This is a genomic window from Streptacidiphilus sp. ASG 303 (assembly GCF_020991365.1).
GTDB lineage: Bacteria > Actinomycetota > Actinomycetes > Streptomycetales > Streptomycetaceae > Peterkaempfera.
Genome location: NZ_JAJLRA010000001.1, coordinates 530122 through 549659 on the forward strand (window position 1 = coordinate 530122; position 19538 = coordinate 549659).

At 76.6% G+C, this 19538-nt stretch carries 14 protein-coding genes; 7 read left to right on the plus strand and 7 right to left on the minus strand.

The annotated features are described in order from the left end of the window. Positions 1–62: 62 nt before the first annotated feature. Entirely contained in the window at positions 63–1637 is a 1575-nt protein-coding gene (locus LO771_RS02370; protein ID WP_374228033.1) for an FAD-dependent oxidoreductase, read from the plus strand. A gap of 7 nt (positions 1638–1644) precedes the next feature. Here the strand turns inward: LO771_RS02370 and LO771_RS02375 are convergent, their stop codons facing one another. Then, positions 1645–3336, minus strand: coding sequence for an ATP-dependent DNA helicase RecQ (locus LO771_RS02375; protein WP_230647813.1), 1692 nt, complete (start codon positions 3334–3336; stop codon positions 1645–1647). A gap of 517 nt (positions 3337–3853) precedes the next feature. Here LO771_RS02375 and LO771_RS02380 point away from each other — a divergent pair. The 4 genes from LO771_RS02380 (at position 3854) to LO771_RS02400 (ending at position 9038) form a co-directional block, all read left to right on the plus strand. After that, complete coding sequence (locus LO771_RS02380; protein ID WP_308188814.1) at positions 3854–4948, plus strand: CaiB/BaiF CoA-transferase family protein; 1095 nt, start codon at positions 3854–3856, stop codon at positions 4946–4948. A 107-nt stretch (positions 4949–5055) separates the two neighbouring features. After that, on the plus strand, positions 5056–6273 hold the full coding sequence (locus LO771_RS02385) for an acetyl-CoA C-acetyltransferase (RefSeq protein ID WP_230647815.1): 1218 nt from the start codon (positions 5056–5058) through the stop codon (positions 6271–6273). A gap of 116 nt (positions 6274–6389) precedes the next feature. Continuing rightward, positions 6390–8603 (plus strand): 3-hydroxyacyl-CoA dehydrogenase NAD-binding domain-containing protein, encoded by a 2214-nt coding sequence (locus LO771_RS02395; RefSeq protein ID WP_230647817.1) that lies wholly within the window; start codon positions 6390–6392, stop codon positions 8601–8603. A gap of 69 nt (positions 8604–8672) precedes the next feature. After that, entirely contained in the window at positions 8673–9038 is a 366-nt protein-coding gene (locus tag LO771_RS02400) for a hypothetical protein (RefSeq protein WP_230647819.1), read from the plus strand. Between the two features lie 20 nt (positions 9039–9058). On the opposite strand, the gene LO771_RS02405 is transcribed toward LO771_RS02400, so the two are convergent. Then, a complete protein-coding gene (locus tag LO771_RS02405) occupies positions 9059–9859 on the minus strand; it encodes a MerR family transcriptional regulator (protein WP_230647822.1) in 801 nt (266 codons plus the stop codon). A gap of 209 nt (positions 9860–10068) precedes the next feature. Here LO771_RS02405 and LO771_RS02410 point away from each other — a divergent pair, with 209 nt between their 5' ends. Next, complete coding sequence (locus tag LO771_RS02410) at positions 10069–10335, plus strand: DUF2630 family protein (protein WP_230647824.1); 267 nt, start codon at positions 10069–10071, stop codon at positions 10333–10335. A 59-nt stretch (positions 10336–10394) separates the two neighbouring features. Here LO771_RS02410 and LO771_RS02415 read toward each other — a convergent pair whose 3' ends face one another. Next, positions 10395–11213 (minus strand): SDR family NAD(P)-dependent oxidoreductase, encoded by an 819-nt coding sequence (locus LO771_RS02415; protein WP_230647826.1) that lies wholly within the window; start codon positions 11211–11213, stop codon positions 10395–10397. Between the two features lie 195 nt (positions 11214–11408). Here LO771_RS02415 and LO771_RS02420 point away from each other — a divergent pair, with 195 nt between their 5' ends. Further along, positions 11409–12278, plus strand: coding sequence for a 3-hydroxybutyryl-CoA dehydrogenase (locus tag LO771_RS02420; RefSeq protein WP_308188815.1), 870 nt, complete (start codon positions 11409–11411; stop codon positions 12276–12278). A 73-nt stretch (positions 12279–12351) separates the two neighbouring features. On the opposite strand, the gene LO771_RS02425 is transcribed toward LO771_RS02420, so the two are convergent. The 4 genes from LO771_RS02425 to pheS form a co-directional block, all read right to left on the minus strand. Beyond that, positions 12352–13464 (minus strand): glycoside hydrolase family 10 protein, encoded by a 1113-nt coding sequence (locus LO771_RS02425; RefSeq protein WP_374228035.1) that lies wholly within the window; start codon positions 13462–13464, stop codon positions 12352–12354. Between the two features lie 542 nt (positions 13465–14006). After that, on the minus strand, positions 14007–15539 hold the full coding sequence (locus LO771_RS02430) for a S8 family serine peptidase (protein WP_230647828.1): 1533 nt from the start codon (positions 15537–15539) through the stop codon (positions 14007–14009). Between the two features lie 194 nt (positions 15540–15733). After that, the gene (pheT, locus tag LO771_RS02435; protein WP_230647830.1) at positions 15734–18262 is read right to left on the minus strand and encodes a phenylalanine--tRNA ligase subunit beta; all 2529 of its coding nucleotides are present in this window, start codon (positions 18260–18262) and stop codon (positions 15734–15736) included. Then, entirely contained in the window at positions 18262–19383 is a 1122-nt protein-coding gene (gene pheS / locus LO771_RS02440; protein ID WP_230647832.1) for a phenylalanine--tRNA ligase subunit alpha, read from the minus strand. The genes pheT and pheS overlap by 1 nt, the downstream gene beginning before the upstream one ends. Between the last annotated feature and the right edge of the window lie 155 nt (positions 19384–19538).

Below are 19538 nucleotides of genomic sequence, written 5' to 3' on the forward strand. Positions count from 1 at the left end.
ATGCGTCCTGCGCCCCGCCGGACCGGGCGCCCGCCCGGACCGCCGCACCGAAGGAGCCTGCCGTGACGCTGCTGCCGGGCCTCGCCGGGTCGTACTGGATGGACTCCTCCCCCGGCACCGACTTCCCCCGCCTGGACGAGGACGTCGAGACCGACGTCGTCGTGGTGGGCGGCGGCATCGCCGGCCTGTGCACGGCCTGGGAGCTGGTGCGGGCCGGGCTCGGGGTGGTCCTGCTGGAGGCCGGCCGGATCGCGGCGGGCACCAGCGGCTCCACCACGGCGAAGCTCTCGTCGGTGCACGGCACGGCCTACGGGCGGCTGCGCCGCTCGGCGGGCCCGGAGGCCGCCCGCCTGTACGCGCGCTCGCAGCAGGAGGCCGTGGAGCACGCCGCGGCGGTCGCCGCCGAGCTGGGCGCCGACTGCGAGCTGGAGCGGGTGCCGGCCTTCGTCTGGACGGAGTCCGCGCGGGGGGTCGACCGGGTCCGGGAGGAGGCCGAGGCGGCCCGCGAGGCGGGGCTGGAGGCGTCGGTGACCCTGGAGACGGGTCTGCCGTTCCCGGTGGCGGCGGCGATGCGGGTGGAGGACCAGGCGCAGTTCCACCCCCGCCGGTTCCTGCTGGCGCTGGCGGAGGACCTGGTCCGCCGCGGCGGCCGGGTCTTCGAGCAATCCCGGGCGGCCGCGCTGCACCGGAGCGGCCCGTGCCGGGTCGCGGTGCGCGACGGCGGGACGGTCACCGCCTCCGACGTGGTGGTCGCCACCCACTACCCCGTCTTCGACCGCATGCTGCTCTTCCCCCGCCTGTCGCCGCGGCGCGAGCTGGTGGTCGCGGCGACGGTGCCCGCCGGCCACGATCCGGGCGGCATCCACATCAACGCCGAGAAGCCCCTCCGGTCGGTGCGGACCGCGCCCTTCCCGGACGGCATGCGGCTGCTCATCGTCACCGGGGAGCCCTTCGCGCCGGGCGCGGGCGACGTGGTACGGCGCTTCGAGCGGCTGGCGGAGTGGACCCGGGAGCGGTTCGACTCGCCGCAGATCGTCTACCACTGGGCGGCCCAGGACAACGACACCGCCGACGGCGTCCCCTTCGTGGGCCGTGCCCCCGGCGGCGACCACCTGTACGTCGCGACCGGCTTCGGCGGCTGGGGCATGAGCGGCGGGGTCATGGCGGGGCGCCTGCTCTCGGCGCTGGTCACGGGCGGGCAGGAGCCGCCGTGGACGGGGCTGTACGACCCGCGGCGGCTGCACCTGGGCCGTGAGGCGCTGCCCATGGCCGGGTACCAGGCGAAGGCCGCCCGGTACTTCGTCGGCGACCGGCTGCGCGGCCGCTCCGCCCGGGCGGTGGCGGAGCTGCCGCCGGACTGCGGCGCGGTGCTCCACCTGGACGGACGGCGGTGCGCGGTCTACCGGGACCGGGCCGGGCGGCTGCACGCGGTGTCGGCCCGGTGCACGCACCTGGGCTGCCTGGTGCGGTACGACGACGCGGAGCGCTGCTGGGCGTGCCCGTGCCACGGGTCGCGGTTCGGCGTGGACGGCAGTGTCCTGGAGGGTCCGGCGACCGCGCCGCTGGAGCGGCTGGAACCGCCCCCGGAGGACGCGGCGGGGGACGCCGCCGGGGAGCCCTCCCCGCACGACGCGTGACGGAGCGTCAGGGATCGGCGTCCTCCGGCCGCAGCAGGCCGTGCTCGGCGACGGCGGCGAGGGAGAGGGTCCGGTAGCCGGCGGTCTCGAAGAGGACCGTGAGCCGGTCCTCCTCGGTCCGCATCACCGCCCCGGGGCCCCACGCGCGGTGGACGACCCGGGCGCCCGGCGGGAAGGGGGCGGCCGGCGCGGCGGCGGGAGCCTCCCCGGCCGGGCCGGAGGCGGCGGCGGAGGCCGAACCGGAAGCGGCGCAGGTGTCGCAGGCGGTGCACCGCCCGGGCGCCGCCTCACCGAAGTAGCCGAGCAGGAAGCGGCGCCGGCAGCCGGTGGTCTCGGCGTAGCCGCGCACCATCTCGACCCGGGACCGCTCCAGCCGCCGCCGGTCCTCCGCGACGGCGGCGGCCAGCGCGGCGGCCTCCTCCGGGCCGTGGGCGCCGACGGCCCGCACGCCCCCGCCACGCCCGGTCTCCAGCTCCCCGGCCTGCTCCAGCAGGTTGACCGCCGCGGTGAGGCGGCCCGGGCCGACCCCGGCCCCCTCGCGCAGCCGGGCGAGCGGGACCGGCCCGCCGGCGGCCCGCACCCGGCGGGCCACCTCGGCCAGCACCTCCGGGTACGGGGTCACGGAGGCGAAGAAGCGGCGCAGGCCGAGGTCCTCGGTCCGGTACATCAGCACCGCCGCGGCGGGCCGCCCGTCGCGGCCGGCGCGGCCGATCTCCTGGTAGTACTCGTCGAGCGAGCCGGGCACGGAGGCGTGCAGGACGAAGCGGACGTCCGGCTTGTCGATGCCCATGCCGAAGGCCGAGGTGGCGGCGACGACGTCGAGGCCGCCACCGAGGAAGGCGTCGTGGACGCGGCGGCGCTCGGCGGCGCGCAGACCGGCGTGGTAGGCGGCGGCGGACAGGCCGAGTCCGGTCAGCTCCGCCGCGTACGCCTCGGTGTCCCTGCGGGTGGCGGCGTAGACGAGGCCGGGCTTGGGCCCGGCGGCGGCGCTCTCGACGACGGCGCGGCGCTTGTCCGCGTCGTCCAGGAAGCGCCGCACCTCCAGGAAGAGGTTGGGCCGGTCGAAGCCCGCGACGACCTGGAGGGGGTCGCGCATGCCGAGGGAGGCGGCGATGTCGTGGCGGACGGGCGGCGCGGCGGTGGCGGTGAGGGCGAGCACCACGGGGTGGCCGAGGCGCTCGACGGCGGCGCCGACGCGGCGGTACTCGGGCCGGAAGTCGTGGCCCCAGGTGGAGACGCACTGGGCCTCGTCGACGACCAGCAGGCGGGGGCCGAGCCGGGCCAGGCGCTCCACCACGTCGTCGCGGGCGAGCTGCTCGGGGGCGAGGAAGAGGAACTCGGCGTCGCCGTGGCGCACGGCCCGCCAGGCGGCCTCGGTCTCGCGGGCGTTCTGGGCGGAGTTGACGGCGACGGCGAGGGCGTCGGGCGAGCCGCGGCCGAGCAGGCCGGCGACCTGGTCGCGCTGGAGGGAGATGAGCGGGGAGACCACCACGGTCGGGCCGGGGACGAGCAGGGCGGGCACCTGGTAGACGGCGGACTTGCCGGCGCCGGTGGGCATGACGACGAGGGTGTCGCGGCCGGCGAGGACGGCCTCCATGGCGGGGAGCTGGCCGGGCCGCAGGTCCGTCCAGCCGAAGACCTCCCGGGCGGTGGCGCGCAGCCGGTCCCCGGGTTCGCCGGGCGGCTGCCGGTGGGGCATCGCGGCCTCCCGCGGGTCGGGTACGGCGCGGACGGTGCCGTCCGCGCGGCGGGCGTCGCTTACCCGGGGCGGGGGGCGGGAAACAGGGCCGGCGGGGGGCGGGAAACAGGGCCGGCGAGCAAGGGGAGACAGGGCGGGCGGGCGGGAGGAACCGGCGCCGGGTGGGCGGGAGGAAGCCGCGCCGGGCGGGGCGGGGAGCAGAGCCGGAGGGAGGGGCCGGGCGGCGGAGGCGGTGGTGCGGAGTCCTTGCGCGGGGTGCCCCGCACTCCTAGCATCACGCGTGTGACACATCTGGTGTCACACACGGCGCGCGGACGGCCGGACACGGCGCACGGCGCCGGGACGCGCCGGACGCCACGGCCGGGCCGCGCGGTCGCGGAGGGGAGCAGGCATGGACGGCACCGGCACTCCCCCCGACCCGCAGCGGCCCCCGGGACCGCGGGGACCGGCCGGAGCGCAGGACCCCCCGGCTCCCCCCTCTCCCCCGGCCGGCCCCCCGCCCGGCCCCCTGGCCGGGGTGCGCGTGGTGGAGCTGGCCGGGATCGGCCCGGGCCCCTTCGCCGCGATGCTGCTGGCCGACCTGGGCGCCGACGTGGTCCGGGTGGACCGCCCCGGTCCCGCCCCCCTCGGCGTCGAGCCGGCGCAGGACGTGACCAACCGCAACAAGCGGTCCGTGCTGCTCGACCTCAAGGCTCCTGACGGCCCGGGCCTGCTGCTGGACCTCGCCGAACGCGCCGACGTCCTCGTCGAGGGCTGGCGGCCGGGTGTCGCCGAGCGCCTCGGCGTCGGCCCCGGGCCCTGCCTGGCCCGCAACCCCCGGCTGGTGTACGGGCGGATGACCGGCTGGGGCCAGGAGGGCCCGCTGGCCCCGTACGCCGGGCACGACATCGGCTACATCGCCACCGCGGGCGCCCTCGGGCTGGTCGGGCCGCCCGACGGCCCGCCCGCGATCCCCGCCAACCTGCTGGGCGACTACGCGGGCGGCTCCCTCTACCTCGTGGTCGGCGTCCTCGCCGCCCTGCACCACGCCCGCGCCACCGGCGCCGGCCAGGTGGTGGACGCCGCCGTCGTGGACGGCACCGCTCACCTGGGGTCGATGCTGTGGGGCCTGCTGGGCGCGGGCGCCTGGCAGGACCGGCGCGGGGTGAACCTGCTGGACGGCGGCTGCCCGTACTACGCCGTGTACGCGACCGCCGACGGCGGCTGGATGGCCGTCGGCGCGCTCGAGGAGCGGTTCTACGCGGAGTTCGCGAAGCTGCTCGGCCTCGGCGGGGACGCGCCCGACCGGGGCGACCCGGCCCGCTGGGACGAGCTGCGGGAGCGGATCGCCGCCCGCTTCGCCACCCGGACGCGGGCGGAGTGGACGGAGGTCTTCGAGGGCACCGACGCCTGCACGGCGCCGGTCCTGTCGCTGCGCGAGGCCGCGGCCCACCCGCACCTGCGCGCCCGGGGCACCTTCACCGAGCACGGCGGACTCCCCCAGCCGGCGCCGGCCCCGCGCTTCTCCGCCACCCCGGGGTCGCTGCGGCGTCCCCCCGCCCTGCCCGGCGCGGACAGCGCCGAGGTGGCCCGCGACTGGGGGCTGCCCGGCCTGCACCGGCCCCCCTCCTGACGCCTCCCCGCCCCCGGCGCCCCGTCCCCGAGGCCCCCGGCGCCCCCGGCCCCGACGCCCCGCACCACCGATGCCCCGCACCACCGATGCTGCGAAAGGCGGCGACGTTGACACCGGAAGCCTTCGTGTACGAGGCCGTCCGCACCCCGCGCGGGCGCGGCCGGTCCTCCGGCGCGCTGCACGGCACCAAGCCCGTCGACCTGGTGGCCGGCCTGGTCCACGAGCTGCTGCGCCGCCTCCCCGGGCTGGACCCGGCGGGGATCGACGACCTCGTCCTCGGCGTGGTGACCCCGGTCGGCGACCAGGGGGCCGACCTGGCCCGGACGGCGGCGCTGGCCGCCGGGCTGCCGCACACCGTGGCGGGCGTCCAGGAGAACCGGTTCTGCGCCTCGGGGCTGGAGGCCGTCAACCTGGCCGCCGCGAAGGTCCGCTCCGGCTGGGAGGACCTGGTGCTGGCGGGCGGCGTGGAGTCGATGTCCCGGGTGCCGATGGGCTCCGACGGCGGGGCCTGGGCCATGGACCCGATGACCAACCACACGACCGGATTCGTGCCGCAGGGCGTCGGCGCCGACCTGATCGCCACCCTGGAGGGCTTCACCCGCACGGACGTGGACGCCTACGCCGCCGGGTCCCAGGCGCGGGCCGCGCGGGCCTGGGCCGAGGGCCGGTTCGCCCGCTCGGTGGTCCCGGTGCGGGACCGCAACGGCCTGACCGTGCTCGACCGCGACGAGCACCTGCGGCCCGGCACCACCGTGGACGGCCTGGCCGCGCTCAAGCCGTCCTTCGCCGACGCGGGGGAGCTGGGCGGCTTCGACGCGGTCGCGCTCCAGACGTACCACTGGGTGGAGCGCATCGACCACGTCCACACCGCCGGCAACTCCTCCGGGATCGTCGACGGCGCCGCCCTGGCCGTCGTCGGCTCCCGGGAGGCCGGCGAGCGGTACGGCATGGCGCCGCGGGCCCGGATCCTCTCCGCCGCGGTGTCCGGGGCCGATCCGACGATCATGCTCACCGGCCCGGCCCCCGCCGCCCGCAAGGCGCTGGCCAGGGCCGGGCTGACGGCGGACCGACTGGACCTGGTGGAGGTGAACGAGGCCTTCGCCGCCGTGGTGCTGCGCTTCGCCCGCGACCTGGGCCTGCCGCTGGAGAAGGTCAACGTCAACGGCGGCGCCATCGCGCTCGGCCACCCGCTGGGCGCCACCGGCGCCATGCTCCTCGGCACACTCGTCGACGAGCTGGAGCGGCGCGACCAGCGCTACGGGCTGGTGACGCTCTGCGCCGGCGGCGGCATGGGCATCGCCACCGTCGTCGAGCGCCTGCGCTGACGCGCCCGGCACCCGCCCACTCGCCCGTTCCGGCACCCGGTCCCTCGCCCGTTCCGGCACCCGGTCCCGCACGCCCGCCCCCGTTCCCGTCCCCCCGCAGATCCGGAGAGGTCCCCGTGTCCGAGAGCGCCATCCGCTGGGAGCAGGACGCCGACGGCGTCGTCACCCTCGTCCTGGACGCCCCGGGACAGTCTGCCAACACCGTGGGCGCCGCCTTCACCGACGCCCTGGAAGCGGCCGTCGACCGCCTGGAGGCCGAGCGCGGCTCCGTCCGCGGCGTCGTCGTCACCTCCGCCAAGAAGACCTTCCTCGCCGGCGCCGACCTGCGCGAGCTCATGGCCGCCACGCCCGAACGGGCCGGCGAGGTGTTCGCCTCCTCGATGCGCTTCAAGCGGCAGCTGCGCCGCCTGGAGACCCTGGGGCGGCCGGTGGTGGCGGCGCTCAACGGCGCGGCGCTCGGCGGCGGACTGGAGCTGGCGCTCGCCTGCCACCACCGGATCGCCCTGGACGCCCCCGGCTCGCGGATCGGCCTGCCCGAGGTGACGCTGGGCCTGCTGCCGGGCGGCGGCGGGGTGGTGCGCACCGTGCGGCTGCTCGGCATCGCCGACGCCCTCCTGAAGGTCCTGCTGGAGGGGCAGCGGTACCGGCCGCGGGCGGCCCTGGAGGCGGGGCTCGTGCACGCGGTCGCCGCCGACCGGGAGGAGATGCTGGCCCGCGCCCGCGCCTTCGTCGACGCCCACCCCGACGCCGTCCAGCCGTGGGACGCCCCCGGGTACCGGATCCCCGGCGGCACCCCGGCCACGCCGTCGCTCGCCGCGCAGCTCCCCGCGTTCCCCGCGCTGCTGAGGGCGAAGCTGAACGGCGCCCCCTACCCGGCGCCGCGGAGCATCCTGGCGGCGGCCGTGGAGGGCGCCCAGGTGGACCTGGGGACGGCGATGGAGGTCGAGGGCCGGTACTTCACCGAGCTGGCCTGCGGGCAGAACGCGAAGAGCATGACCAAGGCGTTCTTCTTCGACCTGCAGGCCGTCGAGTCCGGCGCGGCCCGGCCCGCCGGCGTGGAGCGGCGCGCGGTGCGCCGGGTGGCGGTGCTGGGCGCGGGCATGATGGGCGCCGGGATCGCGTACTCCTGCGCGCGGGCCGGGATCGAGGTGGTGCTCAAGGACGTCACCGCCGAGGCCGCCGAGCGGGGCAGGGCGTACTCCCGGGGGCTGCTCGACAGGGCGGTGGCCCGGGGCCGCACCACCGGGGAGGAGCGGGACGCGCTGCTGGCCCGGATCACGCCGACCGCCGACACCGCCGACCTGGCGGGCTGCGACGCGGTGATCGAGGCCGTCTTCGAGGACCCGGCGCTGAAGCACCGGGTGTTCCGGGAGGCCGAGTCGGTCGTCGCCCCCGACGCGCTGCTCTGCTCCAACACCTCCACCCTGCCGATCACCCTCCTGGCGGAGGGGGTGCGGCGGCGCGCGGACTTCGTCGGCCTGCACTTCTTCTCGCCGGTGGACCGGATGCCGCTGGTGGAGATCGTGCGGGGCCGGGAGAGCGGCGACGAGGCCATGGCCCGGGCGTTCGACCTGGTGCGGCAGATCCGCAAGACGCCGATCATGGTCAACGACTCCCGCGGGTTCTTCACCTCGCGGGTCATCGGGCACTTCGTCAACGAGGGCGTGGCGATGGTCGGCGAGGGCGTCGATCCCGCGTCGGTCGAGCAGGCCGCCGCCCAGGCCGGATACCCGGCGAAGGTGCTGGCCCTGATGGACGAGCTGACGCTGACCCTGCCGCGGCGCATCCGCGAGGAGACGCGGCGGGCGGTGGAGGAGGCCGGGGGCGCCTGGGAGCCGCACCCGGCGGACGCCGTCGTGGACCGGATGGTCGGGGAGTTCGGCCGCACCGGGCGCAGCGGCGGCGCCGGCTTCTACGACTACGAGGGCGGGCGGCGGGCCCGGCTGTGGCCGGGGCTGCGGGAGCACTTCGCCCGTCCGGGCGCGGCGGCGGTGCCGTTCCGGGACCTGCAGGAGCGGATGCTCTTCGCCGAGGCGCTGGACGCGGTGCGCTGCCTGGAGGAGGGCGTCGTCACCTCGGTCGCGGACGCCAACATCGGCTCGGTCCTCGGCATCGGCTTCCCCGCGTGGACCGGCGGGGTGCTGCAGTACGTCGACGGCTACCCGGGCGGCCCGGCCGGCTTCGCGGCGCGCGCCCGCGCGCTGCAGGCGGCGTACGGGGACCGCTTCGCCCCGCCGCCGCTGCTGCTGGCGACGGCGGAGCGCGGCGGCCTGCTGGCCGACGCCGGGGGCGGCCCGGACCGCCCGGCGCAGGGCCCCGCACGGGGCTGACACGCCGTCGGCGGGGCCGGCGCGCGGGTGGGCGGGGAACCGGCGGACCGGTGCGGGCGTCGCAGGGGCATGACGGAGAGAACCGGGCGGGTCGTCCTCGCCCTCGCACTGGCCGGCGGGGTGCTCACGGGCTGCGCCCGTGCCGACGGGGCGGCCGCGCCCGCAGGCACGGTGGCGCCCGGCGGGTCCGTGGCCTTCGACCTCTTCACCCACTGCGGGATCGACGAGGCCCGGATCGGGTCGGCCTGGTTCGAGGCCGAGGAGCCGCTCTCCGACGGGTCCGGCAACCCGCCCGCCGGGTGGGGCAACCCCGTCCAGCACGGCACGATGACCCTGCGGTCCGCGGCGGAGGCCGTCTTCACCGACGACGCGGGGCACCGGGTCGTGTTTCGCGTCCGGCCGCGGGCGACCGGCTTCAAGCGCCTCTGCGCCTGACGGGCGGCCGGGCGCCCCGCTCAGGGCCGCTCCCTCCCGGAGGCCTCGACCTCCTCCCGGAGGGAGCGCTGGAAGGCCGTGACCAGGGCCTGGACGAGCACGGGCTGGATGTGCTCGGTGAGGGCGCGCATCCGCTCGACCTCCTCGGGGCTGTGGTCCTCCTCGCGGTAGGGGCGCCACACGGTGTCCCGGAAGAGCTGCTGGAGCTCGTGGGCGACCGCGCGGGTGTGCCGCTGGACGACGTCGCGGGTGGCGAGGATGGTCTCCATGGGGAACGGCACCTCCAGCAGCCGCACCCCGAGGTGGAGGACGCCCGGCAGGACGCGCAGCGTGCCGGGGTCGTCCGTGCGCTCCAGGACCCCCATGGCGGCCAGCCGGTCCAGGTCGCCGTCGGAGAGCGGGCGGCCGGCCCGCCGCTCCAGCCGGTCCCGGGTGGTGTCCTCGGCGGCGGCGGGCGTCCAGGAGGCGACCAGCGCGCGGTGGATGGCGAGGTCCTCGGGTGCGGTGTCCTCGGGGAGCTGCTCGAGGTAGCGCTCGATGGCGGCGAGGGTGAGCCCCTGGTGCCGGAGCTCCTCGATGAGGGCGAGCCGGGCCAGGTGCGCGGGCCCGTACCGGCCGACGCGGCGCGGGCCGAGGACGGGCGGGGGCAGCAGGCCCCGGCTGCCGTAGAAGCGGACCGTCCGCACGGTGGTGCCGGCGCGGGCGGCCAGCTCGTCCACGGTGAGGGCGGGCAGGGGCGCGGCGGCGGGCTCCCTGCCGGGCCCCGCGCCGGCGGCGGGACCGCCGGCGGGATCGGCGGGGGCGGACGCGGACGTCGTCATCGGCGGCTCTCGCTCTCCGTGGGCGGGTGGGGCGCGGGTCCGCCGCGCCGGTCCCCCTGCGGCGGTGCCGCTGTTCCGGCGGCAGTCTGGCACTCCCCCGGCGGCGGGTCCACTCCCCCGGCCCGCGCGCACGGCGGGGGCGGAGTCGGCGTCCCCGCTCTGGGCAGGAGAGCCGCGAGAGGCAGCGACGGCATCCGAGGAGGAGCGCGATGGCATCGGCAACACCGGCGGGCGAGGACCGCAGGATCCTGGACCGGATCGGGGACATGGTCGCCGCGGAGAAGGACCTGCGGGAGCAGGTCGCGGAGGGCCGGGCGGAGGGCGACGACGTCCGTGAGCGGCTCGCGGCGCTGGAGGTCGAGCTGGACCGGTGCTGGGACCTGCTGCGGCAGCGCCGCGCCCGGGAGGAGTTCGACGAGGACCCGGGGCAGGCCAGGGCGCGGCCGGCCTCGGAGGTGGAGGACTACCTGTCCTGAGCGGGTGCCGGACCGGGCCCGTCCCGGTCCGGCCCTGCTCCGGGGCGGCCCCGGCACGCTCAGGCCAGCGGGTCGTCGGCGCCGTAGGGGCGCAGCCGCAGGGTGCGCGCGTCCCGCTCCACGATGTGCTCGGCGCGGGAGAGCAGCACCTCGACGCTGTCCCGCCCGACGTGGACGAAGCGGCCGGTCAGCCGGTCGAAGCGGCCGCGGGCGGCGTCCGCCAGCACCCCGACCGTGTACGGGATGCTGCCCCACTCCTGGCGGTCGGCGAACATCGGAATGCCGGCCGTCATGTCGGTGGCGACCGCGCCGGGGCTGATGTCGAGGATCACCACGCCGTGCTGCCGCAGCGAGTCGGCGATGTTGTCGCTGAGCCGGAGCAGGGCGGCCTTGGAGGTGGCGTAGGCGGTGTAGTGCCCGTCGGGGCGGACGGCGAAGCCGGAGTTGAGGTTGAGCACCCGGCCGCGACCCCGCGCGACCATGCCGGGGAGCACGGTGCGCAGCAGGTTGTAGGGCCCCCGCAGGTTGGTCTCCACCACCTGCCACCACTGGCCCGGGTCGGTCTCCCAGAGCGGCACCTCGGCACCGTCGACCTGTCCGGCGTTGTTGACCAGCAGGTCGACGGGGCCGAGGTCGCGCTCGACGGTGCGGACGGCCTCGCGGACGGCGGCGGGCCGGGTGACGTCGGCGGAGACGACGACGCCCCGGGCGCCCTCGCGGACGCAGGCCTTCAGGGTGTCCACGAGGCGGTCGCGGGAGCGTCCCATCAGGCCGACCGCCATGCCCTCGGCGGCGAGGCCGACGGCGACCTCCCGTCCGATGCCGCGTCCGGCCCCGGTGACCAGGGCGACCTGCCCCGCCAGCGAACCCCTGTCCATCGACCTCTCCTCACCGCGTCGTGCGCCCGGTCGATCCGATCATCGCACAGTGTGACGGATCGTGTGCGTACCGTGGAGGGCGGCACGGGCGATGTCCCCCCGTGCCACCGGGCGGAGTAACGTCAGGTCGGCAGCACGGCCCGGCACACCCCCGCCACCGCGCTGCGCCCACCGGATACGACGAAAGGCAAGTGTGTGAGCGGCATCGGACGCGTCGGCGTGGTCGGCTGCGGCCTCATGGGCTCGGGCATCGCGGAGGTCTTCGCCCGCGCGGGCCTGGACGTGCTGGTCGCCGAGGCGAGCGGTGAGGCGCTGGAGATCGGCCGCACCCGGCTGACCGGCTCGCTGGACACCGCCGTCAGGCGCGGCAAGCTCGCCGAGGAGGAGCGCGACGCGGCGCTCTCCCGGATCGCGTTCACCACCGACCTGGCCGACTTCGCCGACCGCGACCTGGTCGTCGAGGCCGTGGCCGAGCGCGAGGACGTCAAGATCGCGATCTTCCAGACCCTCGACCAGGTGGTGGAGCGGCGGGACGCGATCCTGGCGTCCAACACCTCCTCCATCCCGATCGTGAAGCTCGCCGCCGCGACCAGCCGCCCCGAGCAGGTCCTGGGTCTGCACTTCTTCAACCCGGCGCCGGTGCAGAAGCTGGTCGAGGTCATCCCGACCCTCACCACCTCGCCGGAGACCGTGGCCCGCGCCGAGGCGTTCGCCGTCGAGGTGCTCGGCAAGGAGCCGATCCGGGCCCGCGACCGGGCCGGCTTCGTGGTCAACGCCCTGCTGGTGCCGTACCTGCTCTCCGCGGTGCGGATGTTCGAGTCCGGGGTGGCCACCGCCGAGGACATCGACAAGGGCATGGAGGCCGGCTGCGCCCACCCGATGGGCCCGCTGCGGCTGTGCGACCTGATCGGCCTGGACACCATCGTCTCCATCGCGGAGTCGATGTACGACGAGTACAAGGAGCCGCTGTACGCCGCTCCCCCGGTGCTGCTGCGCATGGTCGACGCGGGCCTGCTCGGCCGCAAGTCCGGCCGCGGCTTCTACGACTACACCGCCGGGCGCTGAACCGGCGCCCGCGCCCCCGCCGCGCGAGGTGCGCGGCCGGGGGCGCGGGGGCGGGCGCGGGGGCGGGTACGGCTCAGGAGGCGGGCACGGCCTGGGCGTAGTGGTCCCGGACCAGGCGGGAGAACGCCTTGAGCCGGTCGCGGTGCACCGCCGTCGCGTTGTAGTGGATGTTGCCCCCCACCTGCGGGTGGCGGCCGCAGAGGTCGAGGTGGCGGGAGAGCTCCGCCGGGTCCTGCCAGGCGGCGGACTGCGACGGGTCGCCCGCGCGGTAGACGGCCTCGCCGACGTACAGCCGCACGCCGGTGCCGTCCACCTGGCGCGCCCACCAGTCGACCAGCACCCGGTAGTCGGCGGCGGCGAAGCCGATCTGCCAGTACAGCTGGGGGGCGACGTAGTCGACCCAGCCCTCGCGGATCCAGCGGCGGACGTCCGCGTACAGGTCGTCGTAGGCCTGCACCCCGGCGGTGGTCTCCGAGCCGGCAGGGTCGGCGGAGCGGTTGCGCCACACCCCGAAGGGGCTGACGCCGAACACGGCCTCCGGCCGGGTCCGCCGGACGCGGTCGTGGACCTCCTCCACCAGCAGGTCGACGTTGCGGCGGCGCCAGGCGGAGCGGCCCAGCCCGCCGCCGTGGGCGTCGTAGGCGGCGTCGTCGTCGAAGCGCTGTCCCTTGACCGGGTACGGGTAGAAGTAGTCGTCGAAGTGGAGCCCGTCCAACGGGTAGCGATCGACCGCGTCCAGGACCGACTCCACGACGTGCTCCCGCACCTCGGGCACGCCCGGGTCGTAATAGAGCCTCCCCCCGTGGCGGACCACCCAGTCGGGGTTGCGGCGGGCCGGGTGGGCGGGGTGCAGCGCGTCGAGGCGGTCGTCGGTGCTGATCCGGTAGGGGTTGCACCAGGCGTGCAGCTGCAGGCCGCGGCGGTGGGCCTCCTCGACGGCGGTGCCCAGCGGGTCCCAGCCGGGATCGCGGCCCTGGGTGCCCGTCAGGTACTTCGACCAGGGCTCGCAGGGGGACGGCCAGAAGGCGTCGGCGGTGGGCCTGACCTGGAGGAAGACCGCGTTGAGGCGGTTGCGGACGGCCATGTCGAGGATGCCGGCGAGCTCGGCGTACTGGGCGTCGGCGCTCAGGCCGGACTTGGACGGCCAGTCCGTGTTGGCGACGCTCGCCGCCCACAGGCCGCGCATCTGCGGACCGTCGGAGCGGTGGCGCGGCGGACGGCGGCGGGCCGGCCGCGGTGCGGGGCGTGCGGCCGCGGCGGTCGCAGCGGTCGCGGCGGCGGGCCCGGCGGACCCGGTGGCCAGCAGGAGGCCGACGGCGGCGGCCGCGCCCGAGGCGAACAGCCCGCGGCGGGTCGGGCCGGCCGGCCGCGCACCGCCCTCGGTCCGCGCCCCGTCCCCGGTCCCCGCCTGCGCACGGCCCTGTGCACGGGTACGTCGACCGGCGTCCGTTCCTGACCTGACGCCCGTTCCTGACCTGGCGTCCGTGCCGGACCCGGCGTCCGGCGCGGCCCCGGTTCCCGTTGCGGCTGCGGCGTCCGTTCCCGCTCCGGCTGCGGCGTCCGCTCCCGTGGAGTGCGGTGGCATGGTTCCCCCGGTCCTGGGCGGTGTCTCCGTCGTCGCATGGTCCGTCGGCGGGCGGCCGGGGGGCAATCCGCCGCACGGGTGCGCCCCGGAGTTCACTCCTCCGGGGCGCACCGGTGTGCACCGGGACGGCGCCTCACGCGGGGTCAGCCGGTGACGGCCCGGTAGGCGTCGACCATGCCGTGGCCGTAGAAGCCGTTGTAGGACGCGGTCCCCTCGCAGACGGCGTCGGCGGTGCCGTCGCTGTTGATGTCGTACGGGGACGGGCAGGCCACCGGGTCGGCCTCGCGCTCCAGCAGGCCGGCGATGACGTGCGGGGAGGCGCCGGGGTGGGTGCTCTTCAGCAGCGCCGCGACGCCGGCCACGTGCGGGGAGGCCATCGAGGTGCCGTTGAGGTAGGCGTAGCCGCCGCCCGGCATGGTGGAGAGGATGCCGCCGCTGGTGGCCGGGGCCTGCGGGGGCTGGTAGGCGGTGCGGTCGCCGCCGGGGGCGGTGACGTCGATGACGTTGCGGCCGAAGTTGGAGTACGACGACTTCAGGTTCTTCGCGCCGGTGGCCGACACCGTCACCACGTCCGGCAGGGCGGCGGGGAGGTCCAGGCAGGCGTGCGGGTTGACCGTGCGGGTGACGGCGGTGCCGTCGTCGGGGCTGGTGGCGTCGTCGATCGTCCGGGAGAGGTCCCAGCGCTCGTTGCCGGCGGCGGCGACGTTGAGGGTGCCGCGGCCGGTGGCGTACGCGGCGGCGCGGCGCACCGACTGCACGATCGCCTTCTGGTCCGGGTCCTCCAGGCAGTTGAAGTACCACGGATCGATGTAGTAGCTGTTGTTGGTCACGTCGACGTGGTGCTCGCCGGCCCAGACGAAGCCGCAGACCACGGCCTCCGGGTAGAAGAAGCTCCCGGTCGGCTCGGACACCTTGATGGCCGCGACCCGGACGCCGGGCGCGACACCGGTGACGCCCAGGCCGTTGCGGGCGGCGGCGATGGTGCCGGCGACGTGGGTGCCGTGGTAGTAGCCGGGGGCGCCGGTGGTGGGCCGCCAGGCGCCGGCGGTGGTGTCGGGGGCGCCGGAGACGCAGTTGACGGAGTCGGCGGCGTCGAAGTTGGGTGCCAGGTCGGGGTGGGTGTCGTCGACACCGGTGTCCACCACGCCGACGAGGACGCTGCGGCTTCCGGGGTTCACGGCCTGGGCCCGGTCGGCCCCGATGGTGCGGATGTCCCACTGGAGGGGCTCCAGGGGCTCCGCGCCGGCGGGGGCGGCGTCGGAGGCCCGCTCGGCCTCCTGGGCGCCGAGGGAGACCGGGTCGGTCTCCAGGGCGGGGGTGAGCGGGGCGGTGCGGGTGGCGCCGACGGAGTCGAAGAGGTGGGTGGCGCGCAGGGTGGCGGCGAACGCGGGGTTCGCGGAGTGCGCGACCACCACGCCTATCTGCTCGTACGCGTGGACCACGGTGCCGCCGGCGCGGGCGATCTGCGCCTCGGCGGTGAGGGCGGCGTCGTGGCCGGTTCCGGTGTTGACGACGTAGCTGAGCAGCGGGCCGTCGGCGGCCTGCGGTTCGGCGGCCCGGGCGCCGGCCGGCAGTGCGGTGAGGGCCGCGGCCGTGGTGAGGCCGATCAGCGCGGAGGCGGTGCGCCGGTACCGGGTGGGGGCCGGGCGCAGCCGTGCGAGAGAGCGCAGGTCCATGCGTGGTCTCCAGTTCGTCCGCGCAGACGGCCGCGGACCTGGTGTCCACAGCCGGGCGGATGACATGTGAAGGTAAAGCAGGGACCACGGGTCGCTCAAGGGTGCGGACGGCACACGCGCGTCCGGATACGGAGCCGCCCCGTCCGGTACTCCCGGACGGGGCGGCTCCCGTGACGTTCCGCCGGCTCGGGCGGTCAGGCCCCGCGCAGGACGGCGCCGGTGCGGGCGACGGCCTCCGCCACGGCGGCGTCGCGGGCCGCGGACGCCTCCTCGGCGGTCAGCGTGCGGTCCGGGGCGCGGAACCGCAGCGCGTACGCCAGCGACTTGCGCCCCTCGCCGAGCTGCTCGCCGGTGAAGACGTCGAACAGGCGCAGCGACTCCAGCAGCGGCCCGGCGCCGGCCCGCAGCGCGGCCTCGACGTCGGCGGCGGGCACGGAGGCGTCGACCACGAGGGCGACGTCCTGGGTGGCCACCGGGTAGGCCGACACGTGCGGCGCGGTGACCGGCTTCTCGCCGTCGGCGGAGAGCAGGTCGAGGTCGATCTCCATCGCGCAGGTGCGCTCCGGCAGGCGCATCGCCTTGACCACGCGCGGGTGCAGCTCGCCCGCGTGCCCGACGAGCCGCTCGGTGCCGTCGGCACCGGCCACCAGCAGGGCGGCGCAGCGGCCGGGGTGCCACGGGGCGTGCTGGTCCTGGCGGACGATCAGCTCGACCCCGGCGGCGCGGGCCACGGTGCGGCCCGCCTCGATCGCGTCCGCCCACAGGGCCGGGCGGCCCTGCCCCCACCAGCCGGCGGGCTCGCGCTCGCCGGCCAGCGCCACCGCGACGCGGCGCGGCTGGTGCGGCAGCGCGGCGTCGAGGGCGGCGAGCTCCTCGTCCGTGGGGCGGCGGTCGACGGGCGGCCGGGGGGCCGTCGTGCGCTCGTCGCGGGGACGGAAGACCAGGCCGGTCTCGAAGAGCGCCACGTCGCCGCTGCCCCGGCTGACGTTGCGGTGCAGCGTGGCGAGGAGGCCCGGCAGCAGCGTGGTGCGCAGCGCCGGCTCCTCGTGGTTGAGCGGGTTGACCAGCTTCACCGTGGTGCGGCGCGGGTCGTCCGCGTCCAGGCCGAGGGCGTCGAACGCGGCCTCGCCGAGGAACGGGTAGTTCTGCACCTCGACGTGGCCCGCGGCGGCCAGTGCCCGGCCGACGCGGCGCAGCCTGCGCTGGGCGGCGGTCAGGCCGCGGCCCGGCGGCACCTGCGGCATCCGGGAGGGCACGTTGTCGTAGCCCTCCAGCCGGATGACCTCCTCGGCGAGGTCGTTGGGGTCGGTGAGGTCGGGGCGCCAGCTCGGCGGGACGACGGTGAGGACGTCCGTGCCGGAGACGGAGCAGCCGACCTCCTGCAGGCGCCGGGTGACGGTCTCGCGGCCGTACACCGTGCCGGCGACCCGGTCGGGGTGGTCGGCGGGGATCGCGAGGGTGCGGTCCGGCTGCGGGGCGACGACGTCGGTGACGCCCCCGCCCGCGGTGCCGCCGGCGATGAGGACCAGCAGGTCCACGGCGCGCTGGGCGGCGGCCGGGGCGGCCTGCGGGTCGACGCCGCGCTCGAACCGCTTGGCCGCCTCGGAGGACAGCTTGTGGCGGCGGGCGGTGCGGGCGACGGAGACCGGGTCGAAGTGGGCGGCCTCGATCACCACGTCGGTGGTGCCGAGCACCTGGCCGCTCTCCGCGTCCACGGCGTGGTCGGCGATCTCGGTGGAGGCGCCGCCCATGACGCCGGCCAGGCCGATGGGGCCCGACTCGTCGCAGATGAGCAGGTCGCCGGCGTCGAGGGCGCGCTCGGCGCCGTCCAGGGTCCGCAGCTTCTCGCCGGCCCGTGCGCGGCGCACCGAGACGGTGCCGGCCAGGCGCGACCGGTCGTAGGCGTGCAGCGGCTGGCCGATCTCCAGCATCACGTAGTTGGTGACGTCGACGGTGAGCGACACCGGCCGCATGCCGGCCTTCTGCAGGCGGCGCTGCATCCAGATCGGCGAGACGGCCGACGGCTCGATGCCGCTGACCGTGCGGGCGGTGAAGCGGTCGCAGCCGGCGGCGTCCTCGACGCGCACCGGGTACCCGTCCGCGTTGGCCTGCGGCACGTCCAGCAGCGCCGGGTCGGCGAGCGGGAGGCCGTAGGCGGTGGCGGCCTCGCGGGCGACGCCGCGCATCGACAGGCAGTAGCCGCGGTCGGGGGTGACGGCGATGTCGAGGACCTCGTCGACCAGTTCCAGCAGCTCGATCGCGTCGGTGCCGGGCACGGTCTCCCGCGGCAGCACGATGATGCCGTCGTGGTCGTCGCCCATGCCCAGCTCGCGGGCCGAGCAGATCATGCCCTCGGAGGTCTTCCCGTAGGTCTGCCGGGCGGCGATCGGGAACGGGCCGGGGAGGACGGCGCCGGGGAGGACCACGACGACCTTGTCGCCGACGGCGAAGTTCCGCGCGCCGCAGACGATGTTCTGCGGCTCACCGGTGCCGTTGGCGTCGCCGACGTCGACCTGGCAGTACCGGATCGGCTTCTTGAAGCCCGTCAGCTCCTCGATCGCCAGCACCCGGCCGACGACCAGGGGGCCCTTGAGGTCGGCGCCGAGCTGCTCGACGGTCTCGACCTCCAGGCCGGCGGCGACCAGCCTGGCGGCGACGTCGCGGCCGGTCTCGCCGGCCGGAAGGTCGACGTACTCCCGCAGCCACGAAAGCGGGACCCGCATCAGATCTCCATCCCGAACGGGAGGGTGAAGCGCACGTCACCCTCGACCATGTCTCGCATGTCCTCGACCCCGCTGCGGTTCATCAGGATCCGCTCCAGGCCGAGGCCGAAGGCGAAGCCGCTGTACCGGTCCGGGTCGATGCCGCAGGCGACCAGCACCCGCGGGTTCACCACGCCGCAGCCGCCCAGCTCGATCCAGCCCTCGGAGGAGCAGGTGCGGCAGGGGCGGTCCGGGTTGCCGACGCTCGCGCCGCGGCACACGAAGCACTGCAGGTCGATCTCGGCGGACGGCTCGGTGAAGGGGAAGTAGGAGGGGCGCCAGCGCTTCTCCAGGTCGTCGCCGAACATCGCGGAGGCGAAGTGCTCCAGGGTGCCCTTGAGGTCGGCGAAGGTGATGCCCTCGTCGACCGCGAGGCCCTCGACCTGGCCGAACACCGGGGTGTGGGTGGCGTCCAGCTCGTCGGTGCGGAAGGTGCGGCCGGGGCAGACCACGTAGATCGGCGGCTCGCCGTGCAGCATGGTGCGGGCCTGCACCGGCGAGGTGTGGGTGCGCAGCACGACCCCGGAGTCGGCGCCGCCGTCGGGCGCGGCCACCCAGAAGGTGTCCTGCATGGTGCGCGCCGGGTGGTCCGGGCCCAGGTTGAGAGCGTCGAAGTTCAGCCACTCCGCCTCGACCTCGGGGCCCTCGGCCACCGTGTAGCCCATGGCCGTGAAGGTGTCCTGGATCAGCTCGGTGAGGGTGGTCAGCGGGTGCCGGGCGCCGAGCGGCGCGCGGTCGTACGGCAGCGTGACGTCCACCGCCTCCTCGACCAGCACGCGGGCGTCCCGCTCCGCCTCCAGCTCCTCGCGGCGGCGGGCCAGGGCCTGGTTGACCGCGCCGCGGGCCTGTCCGACGCGCTTGCCGGCGTCGGCCTTGGCGTGCGGGGGCAGGGCGCCGATCTCGCGGTTGGCCAGGGCCAGCGGGGAGCGGTCGCCCGTGTGCGCGACCTTGACCGCGTGGAGCGCGTCGAGGTCGCCGGCGGCCGCGACGGCCGCCAGGGCCTCGTCGCGCATCCGCTCGACCTCTTCGGGCTTGAGGGCCTCGACCTCGACCGGGTCGTACGACTTGTTGGGTGCCGACATCTCTATCTTTCCCGTGCTCCTGCTCGTCCGTGCTCGGGTGGGGGCGTACCGGGGTGGGTGCGGCCCGGCCCTTCCCTCAGGGTGTGGTCCGAAGGTGTGATCCGCCTGACCTCCCGCGCGGCAGCGCAGGACGCCGCGCGACGCCATCCAGCGAG

Coding starts and splice junctions, on each gene's coding strand:
- pheS (WP_230647832.1), bottom strand. CDS start 19,383: ATGTCGGCACCCAACAAGTCGTACGACCCGGTCGAGGTCGAGGCCCTC.
- LO771_RS02375 (WP_230647813.1), bottom strand. CDS start 3,336: ATGCCCCACCGGCAGCCGCCCGGCGAACCCGGGGACCGGCTGCGCGCC.
- LO771_RS02410 (WP_230647824.1), top strand. CDS start 10,069: ATGGCATCGGCAACACCGGCGGGCGAGGACCGCAGGATCCTGGACCGG.
- LO771_RS02400 (WP_230647819.1), top strand. CDS start 8,673: ATGACGGAGAGAACCGGGCGGGTCGTCCTCGCCCTCGCACTGGCCGGC.
- pheT (WP_230647830.1), bottom strand. CDS start 18,262: ATGCGGGTCCCGCTTTCGTGGCTGCGGGAGTACGTCGACCTTCCGGCC.
- LO771_RS02405 (WP_230647822.1), bottom strand. CDS start 9,859: ATGACGACGTCCGCGTCCGCCCCCGCCGATCCCGCCGGCGGTCCCGCC.
- LO771_RS02430 (WP_230647828.1), bottom strand. CDS start 15,539: ATGGACCTGCGCTCTCTCGCACGGCTGCGCCCGGCCCCCACCCGGTAC.
- LO771_RS02415 (WP_230647826.1), bottom strand. CDS start 11,213: ATGGACAGGGGTTCGCTGGCGGGGCAGGTCGCCCTGGTCACCGGGGCC.
- LO771_RS02425 (WP_374228035.1), bottom strand. CDS start 13,464: ATGCGCGGCCTGTGGGCGGCGAGCGTCGCCAACACGGACTGGCCGTCC.